The organism is Spirosoma aerolatum (assembly GCF_002056795.1).
GTDB classification, from domain to species: domain Bacteria; phylum Bacteroidota; class Bacteroidia; order Cytophagales; family Spirosomataceae; genus Spirosoma; species Spirosoma aerolatum.
This window is the reverse complement of sequence record NZ_CP020104.1, coordinates 625,786-647,294: the sequence shown is the minus strand read 5'-3', so window position 1 is coordinate 647,294 and position 21,509 is coordinate 625,786. Positions and strand designations below refer to the sequence as shown.

Annotated in this window: 18 protein-coding genes; 8 read left to right on the top strand and 10 right to left on the bottom strand. The window is 45.3% G+C overall.

Translation table 11 applies throughout. The annotated features are described in order from the left end of the window. Window positions 1-494: 494 nt before the first annotated feature. Window positions 495-1,733 (top strand): MFS transporter, encoded by a 1,239-nt coding sequence (locus B5M13_RS02800; RefSeq protein ID WP_080054195.1) that lies wholly within the window; start codon window positions 495-497, stop codon window positions 1,731-1,733. Window positions 1,734-1,978: 245 nt separating this feature from the next. Then, entirely contained in the window at window positions 1,979-2,566 is a 588-nt protein-coding gene (locus tag B5M13_RS02795) for a DedA family protein (RefSeq protein WP_080054194.1), read from the top strand. 30 nt (window positions 2,567-2,596) lie between these two features. On the opposite strand, the gene B5M13_RS02790 is transcribed toward B5M13_RS02795, so the two are convergent. The 6 genes from B5M13_RS02790 to B5M13_RS02765 form a co-directional block, all read right to left on the bottom strand. Further along, window positions 2,597-3,538: an NAD(P)-dependent alcohol dehydrogenase gene (locus B5M13_RS02790; RefSeq protein WP_080054193.1), complete on the bottom strand. Its 942-nt coding sequence runs from the start codon at window positions 3,536-3,538 to the stop codon at window positions 2,597-2,599. 483 nt (window positions 3,539-4,021) lie between these two features. Next, complete coding sequence (locus B5M13_RS02785; RefSeq protein ID WP_080054192.1) at window positions 4,022-5,002, bottom strand: helix-turn-helix transcriptional regulator; 981 nt, start codon at window positions 5,000-5,002, stop codon at window positions 4,022-4,024. Window positions 5,003-5,383: 381 nt separating this feature from the next. Continuing rightward, the gene (locus tag B5M13_RS02780; protein WP_080054191.1) at window positions 5,384-6,859 is read right to left on the bottom strand and encodes a capsule assembly Wzi family protein; all 1,476 of its coding nucleotides are present in this window, start codon (window positions 6,857-6,859) and stop codon (window positions 5,384-5,386) included. A gap of 218 nt (window positions 6,860-7,077) precedes the next feature. Beyond that, the gene (locus tag B5M13_RS02775) at window positions 7,078-7,440 is read right to left on the bottom strand and encodes a DUF3244 domain-containing protein (RefSeq protein ID WP_080054190.1); all 363 of its coding nucleotides are present in this window, start codon (window positions 7,438-7,440) and stop codon (window positions 7,078-7,080) included. A 243-nt stretch (window positions 7,441-7,683) separates the two neighbouring features. Next, window positions 7,684-9,285, bottom strand: coding sequence for a PQQ-dependent sugar dehydrogenase (locus tag B5M13_RS02770; RefSeq protein ID WP_080054189.1), 1,602 nt, complete (start codon window positions 9,283-9,285; stop codon window positions 7,684-7,686). 168 nt (window positions 9,286-9,453) lie between these two features. Next, complete coding sequence (locus B5M13_RS02765; protein ID WP_080054188.1) at window positions 9,454-9,873, bottom strand: response regulator; 420 nt, start codon at window positions 9,871-9,873, stop codon at window positions 9,454-9,456. A gap of 222 nt (window positions 9,874-10,095) precedes the next feature. Here B5M13_RS02765 and B5M13_RS02760 point away from each other — a divergent pair, with 222 nt between their 5' ends. After that, window positions 10,096-10,509: a response regulator gene (locus B5M13_RS02760; RefSeq protein WP_170061079.1), complete on the top strand. Its 414-nt coding sequence runs from the start codon at window positions 10,096-10,098 to the stop codon at window positions 10,507-10,509. A 67-nt stretch (window positions 10,510-10,576) separates the two neighbouring features. On the opposite strand, the gene B5M13_RS02755 is transcribed toward B5M13_RS02760, so the two are convergent. Next, a complete protein-coding gene (locus B5M13_RS02755) occupies window positions 10,577-14,503 on the bottom strand; it encodes a PAS domain S-box protein (protein WP_080054186.1) in 3,927 nt (1,308 codons plus the stop codon). Window positions 14,504-15,266: 763 nt separating this feature from the next. On the opposite strand from B5M13_RS02755, the gene B5M13_RS02750 reads away from it, so the two are divergent. After that, window positions 15,267-15,818, top strand: coding sequence for an RNA polymerase sigma factor (locus tag B5M13_RS02750; RefSeq protein ID WP_080054185.1), 552 nt, complete (start codon window positions 15,267-15,269; stop codon window positions 15,816-15,818). Between the two features lie 135 nt (window positions 15,819-15,953). On the opposite strand, the gene B5M13_RS02745 is transcribed toward B5M13_RS02750, so the two are convergent. After that, window positions 15,954-16,337 (bottom strand): LytR/AlgR family response regulator transcription factor, encoded by a 384-nt coding sequence (locus B5M13_RS02745; protein ID WP_245859725.1) that lies wholly within the window; start codon window positions 16,335-16,337, stop codon window positions 15,954-15,956. A 439-nt stretch (window positions 16,338-16,776) separates the two neighbouring features. Between B5M13_RS02745 and B5M13_RS02740 the strand changes: the two genes are divergently transcribed. The 3 genes from B5M13_RS02740 to B5M13_RS33940 are packed head-to-tail and all read left to right on the top strand — an operon-like array spanning window position 16,777 to window position 18,800. After that, window positions 16,777-18,168: a cystathionine beta-synthase gene (locus B5M13_RS02740; RefSeq protein ID WP_080054183.1), complete on the top strand. Its 1,392-nt coding sequence runs from the start codon at window positions 16,777-16,779 to the stop codon at window positions 18,166-18,168. A 26-nt stretch (window positions 18,169-18,194) separates the two neighbouring features. After that, window positions 18,195-18,446, top strand: coding sequence for a hypothetical protein (locus B5M13_RS33945; protein ID WP_245859723.1), 252 nt, complete (start codon window positions 18,195-18,197; stop codon window positions 18,444-18,446). Between the two features lie 21 nt (window positions 18,447-18,467). Further along, window positions 18,468-18,800 (top strand): hypothetical protein, encoded by a 333-nt coding sequence (locus B5M13_RS33940; protein ID WP_245859721.1) that lies wholly within the window; start codon window positions 18,468-18,470, stop codon window positions 18,798-18,800. Window positions 18,801-18,872: 72 nt separating this feature from the next. Here the strand turns inward: B5M13_RS33940 and rsgA are convergent, their stop codons facing one another. After that, window positions 18,873-19,799 carry a ribosome small subunit-dependent GTPase A gene (gene rsgA / locus B5M13_RS02730; RefSeq protein WP_080059773.1) on the bottom strand — a complete coding sequence of 309 codons (927 nt, stop codon included), beginning with the start codon at window positions 19,797-19,799 and terminating at the stop codon, window positions 18,873-18,875. Window positions 19,800-19,858: 59 nt separating this feature from the next. Next, a complete protein-coding gene (locus tag B5M13_RS02725; protein ID WP_080054182.1) occupies window positions 19,859-21,097 on the bottom strand; it encodes a 3-deoxy-D-manno-octulosonic acid transferase in 1,239 nt (412 codons plus the stop codon). 58 nt (window positions 21,098-21,155) lie between these two features. On the opposite strand from B5M13_RS02725, the gene B5M13_RS02720 reads away from it, so the two are divergent. Beyond that, window positions 21,156-21,464, top strand: coding sequence for a phosphoribosylpyrophosphate synthetase (locus B5M13_RS02720; RefSeq protein ID WP_080054181.1), 309 nt, complete (start codon window positions 21,156-21,158; stop codon window positions 21,462-21,464). Window positions 21,465-21,509 lie beyond the last annotated feature (45 nt).

The window sequence follows — 21,509 nt, the reverse complement described above, 5'->3', positions numbered from 1 at the left end:
TCGCGTTTGAGTCGTAGTATTATCTCTTCCAGTACCGTTGCTTTCTGTTCGCTCAGGCTGGTCAGCTTTTCCTAGGCCCCGACCTGCTTACAACTACGATAAAGCATTTCTCTTGGCATAAACTCAATAGTCTTCTAACGAAGTAGGTATAGCCATTAGATTCTTCGGTATCGCAGCGTCTTTCATGATGCCAAGCATGCAGATGTTCTTATCCTTTAGCTGCTTTTGACTTCGCCTGTAGCATTATAGCTCTTCAGCCGCCAATTGGCATTTTACCGAATCCAATTAACCATGCCTACATCCGACAACAACTATAGGTATTTTTCTCTACAGCAAATTAAGTAGTCCGCCCAGAAACACCAACAGCCAACTATTTAGCTATCTGTTAATTAGCAATCTATTCTTCCCCCAGTATAGCTTGGTACAATATTTAGGTGACCTACATATTAGTGTTTGTCTATTCAGTATGCGAAACGCTAGTCCATCATTAAAATATGGTTAAATTATCACCTAAACTAACGGCACGACAACCTGGTTTGACCAGCCTACGAGCGCTGGATGCTGCCAATTTCTTTCTGGCTGATGTTCGGGATGGCCTGGGGCCTTATCTGGCTATTTACTTATTAACAACTCTGCACTGGAATGCGCAAACTATCGGTATCGCTATGTCGGTGATGGGCATTGCTACTGTGGTTGCGCAAACACCAGCCGGTGCCCTGGTCGACCAAACCCGCCGAAAGCGTGCTTACTCAATCGTTGCTTCACTTCTGATTGCCCTGTCAGCCATCGTTACCATTACCGTACCAACCTACTCAGTGATTCTGGGAGGCCAAGCTATTATGGGCTTGGCAGCCGCCTGGTTTACGCCCGCTATTGCGGCCATCACACTAGGGCTGGTTGGCCCTAAAGGATTGGACAAACGAGTTGGGCGCAACGAAACGTTCAATCACGCGGGGAATGTTTTTGCTGCCATGCTGGCAGGCTTGCTGGGCTATTACGTAAGTACAAAAGGTATTTTTCTATTACTGGCGGCAATGTCTGTTCTGAGTAGCTTATCGATCTGGCGCATTCGAGAGGAAGACATCGACCATCAACGCGCCAGGGGATGTTCGGAGGAAGAGGAACAGGCGAACAACAACAGTTCAGGCTGGCAGGCATTACTCGGCAATCGGTCAATTCTCTTTTTTGCGCTGGCCTGTGTACTCTTTCATTTCGCTAACGCAGCGATGCTGCCACTGCTCGGTCAACGACTGGCCCAGGGAATCAATGCAGGGACATCTTCGGCATATATGTCGGCCTGTATCATTGTCGCTCAGCTCGTTATGATTCCTGTTAGTTACCTGACGGGGAAGCTGGCCCCGACCGGTCGCAAGCGGTTGTTACTGATTGGCTTTGCTGTACTGCCCCTTCGTGGCTTATTATACACCTTAACGGGCGATCCCATTTTACTAGTTGCCATTCAGGTTCTGGACGGTGTTGGTGCGGGAATTTTTGGTGTTTTGTCCATCCTGATTGTCTCGGATCTGACGCGCGGATCGGGCCTGTTCAATACTACGCAGGGAGCTATTGCTACAGCTGTTGGGCTGGGGGCCTCTCTTAGTAATGCCTTTGCCGGTATACTCCTGCAACAAACCAGTTACAATATCGCTTTTTTAACCCTGGCCAGTCTAGCCCTCATTGCCCTGGGTGTATTATGGTTTTTTGTACCGGAAACAGGGCCTCAGGCAAGCTAACTTCTTCAGCGCATAACTCTACCAATCAGGACGTTTTTATAAAACTGCCTTTACTAGATGACCAACTATAGCTTGTATCATATACCGAGTTTACTGGCCCAGTTAATTATTGTTGCTTCGCTAACCAAAGTTGCCAGTGATGACTGTGCGATTGATTCCAGCGGTTACAGCATAATGAAGACGGCTAGACGCTAACAATTTGACTTTTAGTAAGTTTTTAAGGAAACAACTTTATCTAATGAACGATGAACTTCCAGGAACTCATGCTCACCTACGGCTATCCGATGCTGTTTCTAGGCGTGCTGCTGGAAAGTGAAGCCTTTTTACTGGTCGGAGTGTATTTAGCCCAACGCGGGTATTTTTCTTTACCAGTCGTTATTGGCCTGGCCGCACTTTCCTCGTTTTGTATCACTCAGCTCTGTTTTCTGCTTGGTAACCGATACGGCTCAACCTTTATCAGCAAGCGGCCTCGCTGGCAGCTTCGTTATAATCGAATTGAGAAATTGATGAATCGTTATGGTACAGGACTGGTAGTAGGCTTTCGGGCACTATATGGCTTACGGGGAGCTATACCAGCCGCCGTAGGGTTGGCAGGCTTTTCCTCGATCCGCTTTATGACCTACAACGCCCTGGGGGCGCTCGTCTGGGCTATAACAGTGGCACTTATAGGGAACAATTTGGCCCAGGGGCTTCACCAGCTATACGATAGCCTTACTCCTCCCGAAACAATGATTCTTTCTGTAATAGCTGGTCTGGGCCTCTTATGGTTTCTTTACCGATTGGTGAAACGATCACGCTTAAAAAAACAGCCGTTATACAAACCTATAGAGTAGCAACATTCGATTTATGCGGTGAAGCCTTCATTAATTCAGAACGATCACCGACTTTCCAATCGATTTGCCCCGACGGGATTCCTGATAGCCTTGTCTGACATTTGAAATGGAGTATGTCTTGTCCAGTACAATCTGCAAGCCATTTTCAGCTAGTTCAACTAATTTACGGAATCCCTCAACGGTCGGCTTTAGGATCAGGATTTTCATTTTTTTTCCTGAAAAAAGATTATTTACAAATGAGTAAACAAGCGTCAGCGGGGAAGGTAGCGTACTGACAAAGAAGGCCTTGGGTTTCAATAAACGCTTGGCATCGGCAAAAGAGAGTTTGGTAGAAAGGTCAATCACTGCGTCGTACTGATTAGGCAGGCTACTGATTGGCTGTTTTGTATAGTCGATTACAGTATCTGCCCCCCATTTAGCGGCCTCGGCAACACCTTTCGTACTGACAACTGCCGTTACAGTAGCCCCGCGTTTTTTAGCAATCTGTACGGCAAATACACCAACACCGCCCGTAGCACCGTTTATCAATACGTCCTGACCAGGACTGATTGCGGCCAGTTGGTCAACAATTTGCAGGGCCGAGAGACCGGTTACGGGCAGAGCTGCGGCCTGCTCAAATGAAATGTTAGTGGGTTTTGCGGCAATATCTGTCTCTTTAACTACAATATAATCGGCCAAGGCTCCCCCTTTGAATACGTCCAGCAGGCCAATGACCGCATCGCCAGTTTTAAAGCGTGTAGCGGCACTGCCTGCCTGTTCAACAATACCCGAAAAATCGATGCCTACCGATTTGGGAAATTTAGATCCTGACATCAATTTCATTTCTCCACCATACACCTTCCAATCCAACGGATTGATGGAAACGGCTTTTACGCGGATCAGCAGTTGATCCTTGTTGATTTCTGGTACTGTCTGCTCGACTAATTCCAATATACTCTCGTCGCCAAACTGATTATAAATTACTTTTTTCATGTTGGTTAACTATTTTACGTTGAACAAAAGGCTCCAGGCCTGATGATAGCTTATCGGTGTATGCATGCACTTCTGGTTCCAGATCGACTGCCCTGATTTACCACTAGAGCTCAAACTCCCTAAAAAATGTTACTAAGTTGTTCTTTGCTCTGTGATGCGATTTTGTAGGGCAAAGTTGAAGCTTCCAATGAAGGGGAAATAGCGCAAAAAGCCAGAAAAATAGTCGAATCCGACAGCGCATCTCAGGCAAGCCATTCTCTTTCAGATACTCCTGTCTTATACTGGACAAGGATGTAAACGGATGTAATTTGGTTTGTCCCTGCGGGACTGGAAACGTTCTTCGAGGAGATTGGCCAACCGTTACATCCGGTCAGTTTCTGCTTCCGCCCCATATTGATGAAGTAACCATAAAAAACTACAGGTTATTGCCGAGAAGTACAGTAAGAAAGTGTTCTCGTCCAATTATTTGGGGGAAACTGCGCGTTATGAATACGAGTAGCGCTTCGGGTTCAGGCCATAGTGCTTTTCAAATATTCGGCTGAAGTGACTCAGATTGGAAAATCCCAGCTCATAGCCCACTTCGCCAACAGAGTGCTTGCCCTGCTTTAACAGAAATGCGGCTTCTTCCATTCGAGCCTGCTGGTAATAGTTGTAGATCGTGGTACCGAACGTTTGTTTGAACAGCTGTTTCAGTTTGGTTTCGCTCATGGCTGCGAGCTGCGCCAGGTCACGGATTACGGGCGGTACGCTCAAATCGCTGATGATTTCATTGCGAATGTGCAGGAGTCGTTCGGCATCAGCGTTGTTAATTGCCTGATGAGCAGCATTTTCCCGTAAAGATAATTTATAAAAAACCAGATAAAGCAGTTCCTGCACTTTGATCTGCATATAGAAGTGGCTCAGGCGATCATTCATATCTATGGCAGCCATGTTTTTAAGCAACAGCTTGGTTTCGGCTTCCATACGTTCGAAGAACAAAAAGGAATTACCACTGCCCGTAATGGTTTGAAGTACCGAATTAGGCTCTCTGAGGGCTAATAAGTCGGTTAAGCGAGGGGGCTTTATGGCAACAACGACGTAATGGATTGTTTGATGAGCAGGGAAGCGAATGGTTGAACTCATATCGTTAGACGTAACCTGGATAGCCGACTCATCGCGCTGCGAAAACTGTACTTGCGGGTCGTCATTGTAAGCAATTTCAAGAGCCTGGTCGTTGCTGTAAAAGAACACAGTGATCAGGTCATTTCCCTGGCCAGATGCATTGCGTTTAAGGACAAGCTCTTCCTTGAGTACGTACCGATGTATGGTTATTTTAAAGTCTGGCCCGAATGCTAACTTGCGTATATATCCCTCTCCTACATGATCTGGTATGACCAGTAGGCCGTTCTGTACCGTTGCCTGTATATACCTGGCAAAGTACGTCATAAAGTCAAAATCGGGGGTAGCGGTAAAACTGAATATCATGCCGATAAAACCTTCGGTTATTAACGTTCAGCTAATATTGCACAATGATGATCTATAAGAATAGGTTTGATAAGGAAAATGAATAGAGGCCTAAAATCCGTACAGAACATCACAGCTTGCACAGAACAGCAACCAAGCGTTGCGATTGCCTGCTGCGGGCAAAATAATGATCGAATCGCGTGGTTCAATCATCATACAGATTTAGAGCACAAACCCAGAGCCGATATTGGCTATCAACCAGCAACGCCGAGCAACTGTTGTCAGCGGCAATGGTTAAGGTCTGCCAGCTTTTACTGACAGGATCAGTTGGCCAAACAAGTAGGCGGCAGTGAGTCAGATTCAATATCTATATCATTAAGCGTACTATTGAGTGCAATAAGCCTATCTACGCCAAACCGTTTTACGAAGACCTACGTACCCACCAATCGTATTCGTATATAACTGACCAATATCGGCAGCAACGCTAGCCGTCAGCGAAAGCCCGTCTAACCAGTTCAGAGGCATACCTAATTGAATTACCGACGACAATTGTTTAGGCTTATTCGAAAAAAGAATGCCATAGGTACCCATATTCCGACTATATGACACCTTAGCCAGCAAACTGATTCGTCGCCCTACTCCGGCACGCATGGCTAAATGTGCTACCTGCACCCGGTTGTTATTGACGGCCAGGCTAGAGGGGTACACATACTCAGGGAGTACATCATCCTTTAGGGTAATAAACGGCGTACCTATAATACGATTTTTATAGGCCCAGCCCTCCTGGTACTGCCCATTGTTGAAATAATTATCATTGCCAGATAACCCATTCCATGGTTCAAATATCGGTCCTCCCTGGTCAAGCGTGCTAAGAAATTCAATTAGGAAATCGTCGACATGAAAGCCCGACGAACCTGATCTGACAGGCCGGATTCGTAACCCAGTCAATCCATCCGGTGCATTCTTAAAAAATACACCCGAGGCATCTTCATAGCTATGCTGATGATAAAGCATCAGATTAGCCGAGGGTAATCTCACTTCAACCCCCAGGTCGATACTGCCTACATGGTTCCCGTATAGATTTGTATAGTCGAACGAAGTGATTCGTGGATTATTTAGCCCATTGGTCCGAATCGCCAGAAATACATTCGGGAAATCACGAAGTTCGCCCGGAAGCTGGCCGTCAACCGCATAGTGGTAATCCAGATAATCGGAATGGCCGCCCCATTGAACGCTATGGTTGATACCCACATACCCTCGCACGGTGGCCGAAGGTTTACCAATTCGAAAAATAACCGATTTCTGATGCAGAAAGGAATGCTGCATGTACTCCGTATTGGCGAACCAACCATGAGCCATAAAGGCGTTGATGGCCAGCCACTGCTTGCGGCCCAGTGGTGCAAACCCCCGGGTTCCAAACTGAACCTTAGGAATCGGAAGCGCATTGCCAGACCAGGAATACGATCCCGATGTAAGAGTTGTATCGACTAACCCAATTACCTCTCGTCGACGACCAACGACAAACTCAATCTGCCGATGTGTGAGGGAAATGTAATACTCAGGGGCCAGCAGTTGGTTCTGTTTTCCGGCATTTCCTATGGCCTCGGCGCCATAAGTAAGCCGCCAGGCTCGATCTGGTGCTTTACCAAGTGTATCCGAAAGTACTACAGTCCCTTTAGCGCCCACACGCAGACTGCCAATTGGCGTCGAGTACGGAACAGTGCCAAACTGATTGGCCCGAAGCCAGAAGGGCGTTCGATCAGTTGACGAAGCCAAAGCCCCCACCTCTACATAAGCCTGATGAAAGCCTGCTGATTGGGCATGTAATAATTGATGAACACTAAAAAAGAGGATAGAAAATAAGTATATCTGCTTCATATGTAAAAATAGCTCTTTAATCTACAGAACTTCATATATGGGCAACTTTAGCTGTCTTTAAAAGCAATTTAGTAGTAATAGAAGCTCCAGATTATACAAATTGAACCCATGGTCGAACACATTCATTGGTACTTTTTTAGGCTGGGAATAGACTCAAACAACAAAGCCCGGCAAATGCCAGGCTCGTTGCAGCTTTTCTTAACTTAACCTATCTCATTCTATTGCATTGCAATTGTGCGGCTCGTTTGCTGAACGGGTTGAGTCGCCACATTAACCTGTTTGGTAATGCTGCCTTCAGCAGACTTAATTTCCAGTTCGTATTCGCCATCTGCCAAGTCGTTAATATTTAGCTTAACTGCGTATCGCGTCTCTTTTTTCCCCATAATCCGCTGATAGAGAACTTCTCCACCTTTATTACGAAGGAACACTTCAACTGGTTGATCGGCCGACTTCTGAACGGCCAGCCGAATTTGATGGTCAGCAGTAACATACGCGCTGGCATCGAAAGAAAGCGTTTTGGGGGTAGTCGGATTGAACAGAGTCGAAGCACTTAACAGGAAGGCAGCGGTCAGATTTGTCATTAGTGGTAACATGGCAGTTGTTGTGTTTACGTTTAACGATGTTGTTTACTGGTCTGCCCTAGTTAATCCAAAGCCTGTGCCAACTAAATCCACTAACTGATAATCAACATGTTAACTATTACATCTTACACATATAATGTCCACTAGTGGACAAGACCTGTTCGATGCCGGACAATGCGGACAACAAAAAGTCCCAACTTCCGCCGGGACTTCTAACTAGAAATAGCCTACCGATACCTACCCTCATAAACCGTTAATAATTCGGGCATACACATTGTTGGTGGGATTGGTATCGTACGTTCGACTACTATCATTCGTTACATTAATAGTTACATTAGCCGTACTGCCCGCATTGGCCGACGTTCGTGTAATCGTTACGCCCAGTATGGAAGTTTCTCCAGCACCGATGGATTGCCCGGAGTTCATTGTCAGTGAAAGTTGCTGGTTACTCACATTACGACTGATGGACCATTGGCCATTATTTACTGATGTCATTCCCGACCCCGATACATCGATGGTCGTCAATGACTGATTGAAGGAAAGCGAGTAGCCAGTCGGGGCCGAAACAGTAACGGTCACGCTACCCGGCGGTGTTGCGTAGCCTTCTGCCTCAAAAATAGTTACCGCAAAATTGCGAGAGTCGTTAGGGTTAAAATTAGATTGAGGCAACACGATTGTAGGGCTTAAGTCGGGAGCCTGATACATGAATTTGTAGAGCGCCCCCGCATCGCGACTCAGATAATATAGTTTTCCGTCCAGGCCCATCGATATGTTTAGGGAACTTCCCGGAAGGCCGGTAGCAAACGATGATGATGTAGCGGGAGTTGTCGACAGATCGAGGCTATAAATCCAGTTGCTGCATAAATCCTGGTAAAAATAGCGGCCAACAAGAGCAGGAGGATAGGTTGTACTGGCCGGATTAAAAAACGCTCCCCCCGTAATAGCACATCCACTCCCATTGCCTGAATGCGGATAAGCGAATACAGGGTTCGTATAAGCCTGGTTACTGCTGTTGCCTTCAGCATTGGGCCAGCCAAAATTCAAACCCGCCGTTGTTGCCTCATTGATCTCTTCCCAGGTACTTTGCCCAACGTCGTTTACAAAAATTCGCCCCGTGCCCGGTTGAACGGCTATCGTATATGGGTTACGCAGTCCATAGCCCCATATGCGTTTGCGCGGCTCCGACCCGGTTGGAAACGGATTATCGGCCGGTGCGCTTCCGTCGGCATTGATCCGCAAAATCTTCCCTAAATAATTGTCCAGGTTCTGGGCATTGGCGCCATTAGCGTTTTCACCAACGCCAACGTATAGTTTACCATCAGGCCCAAAACACATAGCCCCCCCATTGTGATTGGTAGCACTGCTCAGTGAGGTTAAATCCAGAATCACGACTTCGCTACCAGTCAGTACCACATCGCCATTGGCCGTATACCGACTGATTCGATTATGCGCTGACGAGCCTGGAACCGTATGGTACAGATAAAGGTAATGATTGGTGGTAAAACCAGGGTCAAGCGCTATACCAATGAGCCCGCGCTCACCAGAGTCATCGACCGTTAGCTGAATAAAAGGTGTAGGCAGCAACGATCCATTTTTTATCACCCGTAAAGCCCCTCCCTGTTCCGTTACGAAAATGCGGCCATCAGGCGCAAATGCCATAGCTGTTGGGCTGGTAAGGCCATTCGTTACCTGAACCTGGCTAAAGCTGGCAGGAAAGGTCTGAGCCTGAACACGACTCATTAACACCACCATCAAAGTGCCAACCAAAGTAATCAGCGTGCTCTTCTGAAGAATTGACCGATTAAGCTCCGCAAAATGGCCAGTTGAACCGTAAAAAGTTATCATAAAACGTTGGAATTATTGAAGAAATGGACATCTACAACAATCCAACAACAGAAGCCCTTACATCAATGTTTTTAAATATAAAATTCCGTATATATAATATAATTACATGATTTACTCTTAGGTAATTAGAGTAACAGACAAAATTGCTCCCCCAGCCAAAGGGTGTTATTAGATACCTTTATGCCAGCTATTCAGGCAGGTCATCACCTGTCTTACGGTATGCTGAAGTTCTTCTGCCGTATTCGGCTTTATTAGGTATTCGGCAGCACCTAAGTCAAGATAATCTTTCTTATCCTTCGAATTATATTGAGCGGAGAGCAGGTAAATGGGAATATCCTGACAACAGACATGTTCTAGAAAGGTAGTTAACCACGCTTTCTCCGATCCGTAGGGCACAATCCCATCCAGAATCATAGCCTTGGGCTTACTCTTTATTTCAGTAACGTTGGCGAGAAATGTTTCGGCCGAAAGAAACCAGTGAAGCTCAGTTGCATTGCCCCATTTTTTAAAGCCAAACTGCCAAAAGATAAAGTCTTCTTCATCTGCATCTAAAAAAGCAATCCATTGCTGAGGTACTACAGGTGCCATAGTCAATCCTAAATAAATACTCTATATACTTGTAGATCACCTGTAGTATACTCTGACTAAGCCAATTTTGTTTGGCCTCTCTTCATATGAAAGCGGATTAAAGCTGTTTAATCTTGCTTGTCAATAGAAAATATGCACATTAATTCTTTTATATTCACCTCAACTATACGTGTTATTATACCTTCCTTCAGCAGTAACCTATTCAGGCTAGTTTATTCACAGATGGCTCAACAGGAAATGCAGGCAGTGTTTATCGCTGACGATGATGAAGACGATCGTTTTTTATTACAACTCGCTTTTCAGGAGCATAGCCCTGAATGCCAGTTAGTATTTGCGGAAGATGGCATGGTATTAATTGATACACTTTTCCAGAGTCCGTTTACGCCCTGCCTGATCGTGCTGGATTTGAATATGCCGCGCTTAAATGGCTTTGAAGCGTTGACCGTTTTACGAAGTAACTCTCTGTATCAGCATACTCCGGTAGTTATCTTAACTACCTCAAATTCTCTAAGCGAACGTCAGTTGGCGTACGAGTTAGGAGCAAATGATTTTATTACTAAACCAATGAACCTAAAGTTGCTGGGGGATATTGTTCGCGAAATTCGGCAACACTGGCGATTGGATGCCTGCCTTTGATACTTCTGCATAAGGAGTTACTAAGGCTACCCTATATAGCCTTAGTAACTCCCACAACTGTCAGGCATCATCCTAATGAATTATCGGTTTTTAACAGTTCGGACAATACTGACAGTAGCCATTTTATTTCGGTTTCTATACGACCAATCAGTTCCTGTACCAATTTTGTCTCGAATTGTTCCAGATGTTCAGCTTCGAAGGCCATCTGGGCCAAAGCGGGCATACCTGCGCTCAAGGCTGTTCCTCGTAATTTATGCCCAGTCGCTTTAATCCCAGTTAAGTTCTCGTTGGTAAGCTGCTGCGAAAAAGCCGATAAGGCTCCCTGTAATTCGATTTCGGCCGCTTCGATTAGCATATTGGTAAAATCGGCATCATCCCCGGCCATCAATTTTATTACCTGAGGGTCAAAGTGTATCTCCTGGCTTTCACCCGGCTCCATTGGTTCGTCTCCATCCGCTGATGTTCCTAACCAGGTCTGGAATAGGGCAACAATGGCAGCTTCAACGATGGGCTTTGTGATGAAATCATCCATTCCGGCAGCAAGGCATTTTTCTCGTTCGCCTTTTACTGTACCGGCAGTCAACGCAATAATCGGAATAGGCTTTCCTTCTTCCAGTTCACGAATTTGCCGGGTAGCTTCATAGCCATTCATAATCGGCATCTGGATATCCATCAATACCAGATCAGGCTTATGTATGCTATAAGCCTGTACGGCCTCCTGTCCGTTAAACGCTTCAATCACCTGAGCGTCAGGCATAATCCGACCAATAATAGTTTTGGTCAGTAGCTGATTTACCATATTGTCCTCAGCCAGCAGTATCTTAACCGACCCGGCTCCCACCTGAACCGGCTGACTGGGAGAATCGGTACTTAACGGCTCGTCATGATGAACAATGCGCGATAAGGCCCGGTATAACTCTGTCATTTTAACGGGCTTAACCAGACGCTGGTTAATGCCTAGCGATTCACTGCTACGGATAATCCGCTCATCGTCGGATGAACTGTGTAATAGAATAATAACCTGCTCGTCGGCTAATGGTCCGAAGTTATCCCTAATCTTTTCAATCGTTTCCAGACCATCCATAAATGGCATATGGTAGTCCATCAGAATCACATCGAAGTGTTTGTTACGACTAATTTGCTGAAGGGCTTCGAATCCGTTACTGGCTTCTTCAACGTTGATTTGTCGCAGCAGAAACATCTGCCGTAAAATCAGGCGATTGTTTTCATTATCATCAACAATCAATACATTCTTAATCAGGCTTATATCGCGCCAGATAATGGGGTCGCCAGGCTCTGTTTTGAGCGTTACGTCGAAGAAAAAACAGCTTCCTTCGCCAGGTTTACTAACTAGTTGAAGACGGCTGCCCATCAGGCCCAGCAGTCGGTTCGAAATGGTTAGCCCTAACCCGGTGCCGCCATACTTTTTGGTCGTTGATGGGTCTTCCTGAGAAAAGGCATCAAAGATACGACCCTGCATTTCAGGCTTTATGCCAATACCCGTATCGCGCACTTCAAACCGGAACGTAGTAAACTCGTCTGTAGAGTCCCCTATGGGCATTATTTTCAGCTCGATCTCGCCTTTTTCGGTGAACTTCACTGCATTGCCCAGCAAATTGACCAATATCTGTTTTAGCCGTACCGAATCTGAATAAATAAAGCGCGGCAAATTGGCCTGGAGGTTGAGCAACATCTCAAGGCCTTTGTTCTGTGCCTGATAGGTAATAATATCGGCTGCCTGGCTGCTGATTTCGTAAATATCTATCTTTTCTAAAGCCAGTTCCAGCTTACCAGCTTCAATTTTAGAAAAGTCCAGAATATCGTTGATCGTGCTTAATAAGGCATTCGCCGACTGATCAACGATCGACAAATACTGATGCTGGGTTTCGGTTAAGGAAGTTTTCAAAAGTAGATCGGTGAAGCCAATCACCCCATTTAGTGGCGTTCGAATTTCGTGGCTCATGTTGGCCAGAAATTCGGATTTAGCCACACTAGCCTGCTCGGCCTGGCGCTTTGCTTTTTTGAGTTCATCACGTTGCTGGCAAGCTTCTGTAATATCCTGCGTGTACATCATGATGCCTCCAATGGAACCGTCGAACTGATACCACGGCCTTACTTCCCAGCACAAATACTGATCATGGTCCCAGCCCTCCGGTCGCCAGATGTACTCGTCCTGCCGTTCTACCGCTCCGTCAATACAGCGATTAATTATTTCCCGCCAGCTTTCCAACATACCGGGAAATACTTCGTAGAGCGACCGGCCAATTACGCTATCCGTCAGGTGGTAATCCTCCATCCACCGCTTACTGACCGCCAGGTAATTGACATTTTGATCAAACATAGCCACTGCCGCCGGTGCATGCTCAACGAAGGCCGCCAGCCGTAGCTTTTCATTAATTAATGCCTGCTCTGCCCTTTTTCTGTCGTCTATGTCCTGAAAGGCGCCATATACACGTTTGCAGATGCCGTTCTCAAATTCAGGTGTACCAACCACACGCACCCATATTTCCCGATCGAGCGCCGTAACAATCTGTAATTCGATATCGAATGGAGTGCCTTTTTCAATGGCCTGATCTACAGCAGCAACGATCAGCTCGTAATTGTTTCCTCTAAAGAACGTTTCGTCAGTATCGATCAAGGGTATATAATCGTCCGGTACGTCGTGAATAGCCTTGGTAACGGCCGACCATTGCATGGTTCTATGGATCATATCGGCTTCCCAGGTACCAATTCGGGCCACTTCATTAGTTTGTTCAAGCATCTGCTTGGTGGTTCGCAGATCAACTTCAAGCTGGTGACGACGCGTAATATCGATCGCATTGCCAATAACGTACGGCTCTCCATTCAGCTCATTTTCGAGAACATTTGTGAATAGCCAGATTTGCAACGACCCGTCTTTATGGATGGTGTGCATAATCCCGCTGGCTTTACCCGTTTTCTGGATACTTTTAAAATAAAAGCCTAACCCCTCCTGTTGTTCTGGGGGTACTATATCGTGCAAACGTCGGCCGACAATCTCTTCGGGTTTATATCCTAGTGCCTTGGCCCCTGCTGTATTGACGCTCAGGAATGTTCCATCAAGTGCATGGGTACACATCAACCCATGCGAGTTTTCAAAGAAGGAGCGAAATTTTGATTCGGACTGAAACAGTCGAATTTCTTTCTGTTTTTCTTCAGTAACGTCACGAGCAATGGCAAACAAGTAACCAGTTGCCGATTCGGGCGTAGCTACCCACTGCAAATGTCGATAGGAGCCATCCTGGCAGCGGAAGCGATAGGTAAAATTGAGCGTAGGTTTACCAATCGCCAACTGATTTATTTCCCGCTGAGCCTCCAGCCGGTCGTCGGGATGAACCAGGTCGAACAGAGAGGTAGCTAATAAGTACGCTTCATCCCATCCTAATACCTGTCGAAATGCCGGATTGATCTTCTTTAAAGAACCATCTGTTCCTGCTACAAAAATCAGGTCATTAGACAGGGTAAACAGGTTTTCAAAATAGATTAACTCCTGTTTCTGGCGATGCTCAACAATCAATCCTATAGCTATTTCGCCCAGCAACTTCAATGCCCTTTGCTGTTCTTCTGTTAGCTTTCGGGGGGTCTGATCGAGTACACAAAGAGTGCCTAATGCATTCCCGTCCGAATCCGTCATCGGATAGCCTGCGTAGAATCGAATATTTGGATTGTTGGTAACAAGAGGGTTGTCCCGGAATCGTTCATCCAAAGCAGCATCCTCTACTTCAAATAGGTGGTTATCCAGAATGGCATAGCTACAAAAAGCTATATCCCGGCTGGTTTCATCCATATCCAGCCCCACTTTCGCCTTAAACCACTGCCGATCTTTATCAATTAAGGATACTAATGAAATAGGGGTCTGGCAAATTAAGGAGGCCAACTCGGTCAACCTATCAAATGCCTCTTCTGGTAACGTGTCTAGGATTTGATAACGATGCAGAGCCTCCAGTCGCTTATCTTCGTTGAGTGGATAAGGCATATGTTTAATTGTTGATCTAAAAGAAAATAAAGATACAGACCCAAATCACACAAGTTCTCAATATCTATTATTCGTTAATTTTTAAGTATTGTTCTGTATTTTAACTATACAATATATTTCTAATATGAGCCATTTACGACCGATTAGCCTACTCAAGTCCGCTTACTAGTAGAATTATACCTTATCTTTAAACTAATTAATTACTAATGAGCCTGTTAATCATTTTGATAGATAGCTCAAAAAACGCTGATTCTAATAGAACCAGCGTTTCCAAATATCCTTTTTCCAGTCGTTCTCATCGACTTGGTAACAAAATAGATATAAATACAATAATTCGGTAACTTATTAATTATGCGGCCATCATTTTAGCGTGTTTTACAGGTGGCCTAGACGGCTAAAAATTAGATTTTTCCAATCAGCTTAAGGTAGGCTATAGGTTTAATTTATGCGTTAATAAGCCGGCTGCTGCCTATAGCAAGCTTAACAGGCCGACCTAAACCTGACTGTAACTCCCACATTTAATTTAGGGTAAGGGTTTACTTTAATATAACTGAGTTATTCTTATACCATAAAAGTAACAAATATCATTCTTTCATATACCATTTTATTGTTTTGATTGACATATAACCCATAAACTGTAAGTATCGGCACCATTTAATAGTTTTATGCAATTAAATTTTAACAATGAACCATAAAATAGGCATACCTATATTATATAATTTATATTTGTCAATAAAACCTAACCTATTGTTACCATAAAATCATGCATATGCCATTAAGTGATGAAGAAATGATTCGTCACCACTTACCTCATCAACCCAGTGAATGCTTTGAAACACTTTATACTCGGTATGTAAGCAAAGTTTATAAGCAGTGCTTATCGATGACTAAAGACAGTGAGCAAGCGCAGGACTTTACCCAGGATATATTCCTGAAGGTATTTAATAAACTAGATGCTTTTCAGCAGCGATCGAGCTTTTCTACCTGGATTTATGCAATTGCCTATAATTACTGCGCTGATCAGCTCCGCTTAGCAAAACGGCTTCCTACTGTAAATTTGGGCGACAGTATTGAGCAAACCTGGGACGGCCCGGCAGAAACGTCTGTTCACGATGATATGCTACAACTCGTGGCACAGGCTATGGAACGCCTTACCGTTGAAGAGCAAAAGTTGCTGAGGCTGAAATATGAAGATGGATTGAGCAACGAAGAGATTGCGGCCTTGTACAAAATCAACCTCAGTGCAGTAAAAATGAGGCTTAAGCGTAGCCGCGAACGAGTACAACGGTTGTATAGCCACTATTTGCAAGCCTGATCAACTATTTTCCTATTGCTTAAGAAATAGTCTGAATAGCCCGGTATTTAATCGGGCTATTTTCATAATCCATCGTGTAGACATACAACGTCTAGCCCTATATCTGGCCGACGCCCTTGTCATTCTTGAAGTTATTTATAGAACTGTCAACTCTTTACGGATACAGGACCAGCGCCGACGAGAAATCGGCAATGCCTGTCCCGTAGCCAGATGGACAAATACCCCGGTTGGCGTGAACTCAATCCGATCTATAAACTGACGGTTAACCATATAATGGCGATGCAATCGGATAAACCAGGTCGATGGGAGCTTAGCTTCCACTCGTTTGAGCGTGTAGGAAACCAAAACTCGCTGCCCATTCGTCCAGTGTAGCCAGGTATAATTCTCTTCTCCTTTCAAATAAACTAAATCGGCTACTGCCAGCCACTGTGCACCCCGTTCAGCATTATACACACGCATAGGGGGCCAGCAATGCAACTCCGATGAGTTCACTGCCGAAGAGTCGAAACGAAAAGTCATTGACAAAAAACGAATTTAACACCACGAATGCTAACCTGGTATATATCAGCAAAATGCGCCTTATAAACAATCAGTATCAATAAACTCTATCATCACCCTGTAAATACTAGTCCTATTAGTACCAGCATTTATCCTTCTCTTTTACGAGTTTACAATTATATCTACTTGATCACAATAATAAACAAATTATATAAATATAAACAATATCAGTAACAAAAATCATCTATTTATTAAACCTTGCTTTTGTCAAGTAGCTATTTCGTTAGTTCATTCGTTAGCTCACGTCATAGAGTTCGTATAAACTTTACCTATCAATTCATTCGTTGTATAGTACTATGTGATTTAGCGATCAGCCATTGACATTCATGCAAACAAGCTTACTTTCATAACAAGACTCATTTGATAGGAGCCGACATTCGTACGACAAAACAGACTCACTATGAACTACTATAACTCGATCATCGATACGATTGGGAATACTCCGCTGGTAAAACTAAATAAGGTAACAAAGGGTATACGAGGCACTGTTCTGGCCAAAATCGAATACTTCAACCCCGGCAACTCGGTTAAGGATCGTATCGCCATCCGCATGATTGAAGAGGCCGAAGCTCGGGGCATTATCAAACCGGGTGGTACAATCATTGAAGGTACGAGTGGAAATACAGGCATGGGGCTCGCCCTGGCGGCTATCGGAAAAGGGTATAAGTGTATTTTTACGATGGCCGATAAACAGTCGAAGGAGAAGATTGACATTTTACGTGCTGTAGGGGCTGAAGTAGTCGTATGCCCTACTAATGTTGCGCCCGATGATCCTCGTTCGTATTACTCCGTTGCCAAACGCCTTAACCGGGATATTCCAAATTCGCTATACCCAAACCAATACGATAACCTGGCCAACACAGCGGCTCATTATGAAACCACTGGCCCAGAAATCTGGCGCGATACCGATGGAAAAATCACTCATTTTGCCGCAGGTGTAGGCACAGGCGGTACGATCTGCGGCACATCGAAATTCCTGAAAGAACAGAATCCAGCTATTGTTTCCATAGGTCTGGATACCTACGGCTCCGTCTTCAAAAAATACAAGGAAACGGGTATCTTCGATGAGGGTGAGATCTATCCGTATCTGACCGAAGGCATTGGAGAAGATATTCTTCCTAAAAATGTTGATTTTGATCTGATCAACGAGTTTGTTAAGGTTACGGATAAGGATGCAGCTATCATGACGCGTAGACTAGCCCGGGAAGAAGGACTATTTGTAGGCTGGTCATGTGGCACGGCTGTACATGGTGCGCTGGAGTGGGCCAAAGACCATTTGACCGATGATGATGTACTGGTTATTCTTCTACCTGATCATGGCACTCGTTATCTGGCCAAGATCTACAATGATACGTGGATGAAAGATCATGGCTTTCTGGAAGATCGTGCATTCAAAACAGCCCGCGATATTATTCAGCATAAAAATGGCGGCCCCGCTGATCGCCGTTCGCAGCTTACGACGATCGGCTCAGGGGTATCGGTTAGCCAGGCTATTCATGTACTAAATCGGTACGGCATCTCGCAAATTCCGGTGACCGACGATACCGGACATATTGTGGGTAGTTTAACCGATTCAGCCATACTGAACAAGCTTATCGAGGACCCCACCGTGAAAGATCATCCCGTTAGTGAAGTGATGGATAAGCCCTTTAAATTCGTGGGGCTCGATAATACCATTGATGCCCTTTCTTCGCTTATCGACCGCGATAATAAAGCCCTGCTCGTTCGGGATGAAAAAGAACAGGTCCATATTATCACACAGGCCGACTTGCTGGCCGCTATGACAAGCTAACCGATTTACGCAGATTGCATAAGGCCATGGTGACGGAAACAACAACGCAGGAGCTGACAGCCCAACAGCCAATACCTTCCTACTTAATTTACGAAACCCTCAATGGACGCCCTCTTTATCGGAAAGGGTATAAGGAAGTATTTGCCAAACAAAAAACACCCGGCGAAATTATGGGTTGCAGGGACCTTCAAGCGATTATTGTATCGACTCTACACGCCTACATCTATAACCAGGCAAATCGGAAAGCTTACTGGATTGTTACAAACGAACCTGGTTAACAAATCCAATTGGGCGATAATTTGTCTAACGATATCGCGGTTTACGAGAAAGACAAGGTGACCGTGAAAGGCAAATTTTTCGATGTAGCCCCAAAGGTCGTTGTCGAAGTAGACATTAAAATTGACCAGGAAGCCTTTCCGGCGCGAGAGCAGGACTATATATATGAAAAGACCCAGTCTATGCTCGATTTCGGCACCGAACGGGTTATCTGGCTTACAACCAAATCGCGTAAGATCTTTGTCGCTAAGAAAGGCGAAAGCTGGCTTACGCTAAACTGGGATGCCACCGTTCCGGTACTGGATACCGTCACCCTAAACGTAGCCAATCTACTCACCGAAGAAGGAGTAATATAACTGTATGATGTAGGGTGTATGATGTATTTTGTTAGTACATACATCATACACCCTACATCATACATCTGTACCTTATCGCCGGTTGTCACTACCCTCCATCATGCTCAGATAGCTTAGATAACGGCTTTCCGCTATTTCACCTTCGGCAACGGCATCTTTGACGGCACATCCTGGCTCGTTGATATGCAGGCAGTTATGAAATCGACACTGATTTAGCCGATCGCGCATTTCAGGGAAATAATGACTGATCTCTTCTTTTTCCGTATCGATCAGCCCCAACTCCTTAATACCGGGCGTATCGATGATAAATGTATCGGGCGCTAGCTCAAACATTTCGGCGAAGGTTGTCGTATGAACCCCTTTATTGGCAAAGGTCGACACTTCGTTAGTACGCAAGTTCAGGTCGGGAGAAATAGCGTTTACGAGCGATGATTTCCCAACTCCCGAATGCCCTGACAGAAGAGTCACTTTGTGATCGAGCAGTTGCCGAAACGCATCAACACCTTCACCTTCGGTAGCCGACGTAGCCAGACACTGATAGCCGATTTGCTCATACATGTCCATAATCTCTTGCTGATAGGCCAGTCCTTCGTCGTTCAGAATATCGGTTTTGTTGAAAACAAGGGTAGTCGGAATCCGAAACGACTCTGCCGACACCAGAAAACGATCAACAAACCCTAATGAGGTTCGTGGTAATGTCAATGTTGCCAGTAATACAGCCTGATCAATGTTGGCCGCCAGAATATGACCATGAGCCGTTTTATGGACTGACTGCCGGATTATATAATTTTCGCGGGGCGCAATGTCGGTAATGACAGCCGTATTTTCGGCTTCATCCTCAACGTCAAAGGTTACTTTATCACCCACAGCAATCGGGTTCGTAACTTTGAGACCTTTAATCTTGAATTTACCCTTCAGCCGCCCTTGGTAAACGTGGCCGTCAATGGAACGGATGTCGTACCAGGAGCCTGTAGAGCGAATTATTAATCCGTGTTGCAAAATGTAAAGAGCGAAAGAGTGAAAGAGTGAATAGCTGAAAGGCGATGTTTGGATTTCGCTCATTCACTCTTTATTTGTTCTACCACCTGCATAACCTTTGCCGTTGCGCCAATGTTCCGTTGCACATATTGACGACTGATCCGGGCAGCCTCTGCCGGATTGCTGTATTGCCGGGAGAATGCTGTCATTAGTTCAGTTGTCGTGCTAACCGGGAAAGCAGCCCCTTCGGCTACTAAATCGACAGCCTCCTGGTATTTACTATACGCAGGGCCAAAAAATAGAGGCATACCAAACGTAGCCGCTTCCAGGATGTTATGCAAACCCTGCTTGAAAGCACCGCCAATAAACGCAAATTCGCCGTACTGGTACAAAGAAGAAAGCATGCCCACGTTGTCGATGAAAAGGATTTCGGCTCGCGAAGCATCAGCAGCACTTGCCTGCGAAAAACGGATCGACGATTTTTTCAGTAAGGTACGCCATTGTTCTATCTCGGCTTCCTGAATCTCATGCGGGGCAATTATTGCTTTTAAAGGCTTATCGAATGCATTCAGAAAGGGAATTATTACATGCATGTCTTCCGGCCAGGCACTCCCCACGACGAGAACCAGCTGGTTGTTCTTAAAGCGTTGAGCCAGGGGAATTTCCTGCTTCGCTGCAGCTACCTGCGCCACCCGATCGAAGCGCGTATCGCCCGCCAGTGTACACTGTTTTAGGTCAAGTTGTTTTAACAAATCCAGCGACTCCTGATTCTGTACCAGAATATGGTCGAAGTAGCGAAGCAGGGACCGATAAAAGCCGCCATACGGTTTAAAAAAAAGCTGATCAGGCCTGAAAATCGCAGAAAATGAAATGGTTGGTACTGCCGCCCGATTCAGTTCCCGAAGGTAGTTATACCAGAACTCATATTTGATAAAAAACGCTAGTTGAGGCTTTACGATCTCCACAAACTGACGAGCATTTGACGGTGTATCGGCTGGCAGATAGAGGATATAATCGGCACCATCATAGTTTTTTCGTACCTCATAGCCCGAAGGCGAAAAGAATGTCAACAGGATTTTATAAGCTGGATAGGTCTTTCGAAACGCTTCCATGACGGGCCTGCCCTGTTCAAACTCACCCAGCGAAGCGGCATGAAACCAAACAACAGGGCTTGTGTTACCTGCCAGCATTACCGTCAGTTTCTCGGCCCAATCGCGTCGGCCCTCATTCCACAGACGCGCTTTTGGATTGAAACGAGCAGCCAACTTCACGAGTTGCTGAAAAACAAGAATCCCTGCGTTATAAAGTCCCGAAAACAAGCTAATATGCGGTTGATTACACAAACAAAGCTACGAACTACTACGCAAACCTCCTGTTATGAAAGCCTACGACACATTGACCGACGCTCTGGAAGGACTCCGTCAACAAGGATTTACGAAAGATTACAACCTGAAACCCGATTGTTTGTATTGCCAGTCGGACAGTATCGAGCTACAACCCGCTGACTTCGACATTGTGGAGGTCTATCGCTTTGAAGGGATGACTGATCCAGGCGATGAGACGGTTCTTTATGCCATCGAAGCCCAGAATGGCGATAAAGGTACATTAGTTGATGCATACGGCACATACTCAGAAGCCATCTCTCCCGAAATGGCCGAAAAGTTGCGATACACACCCGAGAATTAGCGAACTTTTAAATTAATATATTAATTTTATATCAACAGAATGCAT

Bases quoted from the DNA above. Each gene is read 5' to 3' on its own strand.
- B5M13_RS02800 (WP_080054195.1), top strand. From the start codon at position 495: ATGGTTAAATTATCACCTAAACTAACGGCACGACAACCTGGTTTGACC.
- B5M13_RS02795 (WP_080054194.1), top strand. From the start codon at position 1,979: ATGAACTTCCAGGAACTCATGCTCACCTACGGCTATCCGATGCTGTTT.
- B5M13_RS02790 (WP_080054193.1), bottom strand. From the start codon at position 3,538: ATGAAAAAAGTAATTTATAATCAGTTTGGCGACGAGAGTATATTGGAA.
- B5M13_RS02785 (WP_080054192.1), bottom strand. From the start codon at position 5,002: ATGATATTCAGTTTTACCGCTACCCCCGATTTTGACTTTATGACGTAC.
- B5M13_RS02780 (WP_080054191.1), bottom strand. From the start codon at position 6,859: ATGAAGCAGATATACTTATTTTCTATCCTCTTTTTTAGTGTTCATCAA.
- B5M13_RS02775 (WP_080054190.1), bottom strand. From the start codon at position 7,440: ATGACAAATCTGACCGCTGCCTTCCTGTTAAGTGCTTCGACTCTGTTC.
- B5M13_RS02770 (WP_080054189.1), bottom strand. From the start codon at position 9,285: ATGATAACTTTTTACGGTTCAACTGGCCATTTTGCGGAGCTTAATCGG.
- B5M13_RS02765 (WP_080054188.1), bottom strand. From the start codon at position 9,873: ATGGCACCTGTAGTACCTCAGCAATGGATTGCTTTTTTAGATGCAGAT.
- B5M13_RS02760 (WP_170061079.1), top strand. From the start codon at position 10,096: ATGGCTCAACAGGAAATGCAGGCAGTGTTTATCGCTGACGATGATGAA.
- B5M13_RS02755 (WP_080054186.1), bottom strand. From the start codon at position 14,503: ATGCCTTATCCACTCAACGAAGATAAGCGACTGGAGGCTCTGCATCGT.
- B5M13_RS02750 (WP_080054185.1), top strand. From the start codon at position 15,267: ATGCATATGCCATTAAGTGATGAAGAAATGATTCGTCACCACTTACCT.
- B5M13_RS02745 (WP_245859725.1), bottom strand. From the start codon at position 16,337: ATGACTTTTCGTTTCGACTCTTCGGCAGTGAACTCATCGGAGTTGCAT.
- B5M13_RS02740 (WP_080054183.1), top strand. From the start codon at position 16,777: ATGAACTACTATAACTCGATCATCGATACGATTGGGAATACTCCGCTG.
- B5M13_RS33945 (WP_245859723.1), top strand. From the start codon at position 18,195: ATGGTGACGGAAACAACAACGCAGGAGCTGACAGCCCAACAGCCAATA.
- B5M13_RS02720 (WP_080054181.1), top strand. From the start codon at position 21,156: ATGAAAGCCTACGACACATTGACCGACGCTCTGGAAGGACTCCGTCAA.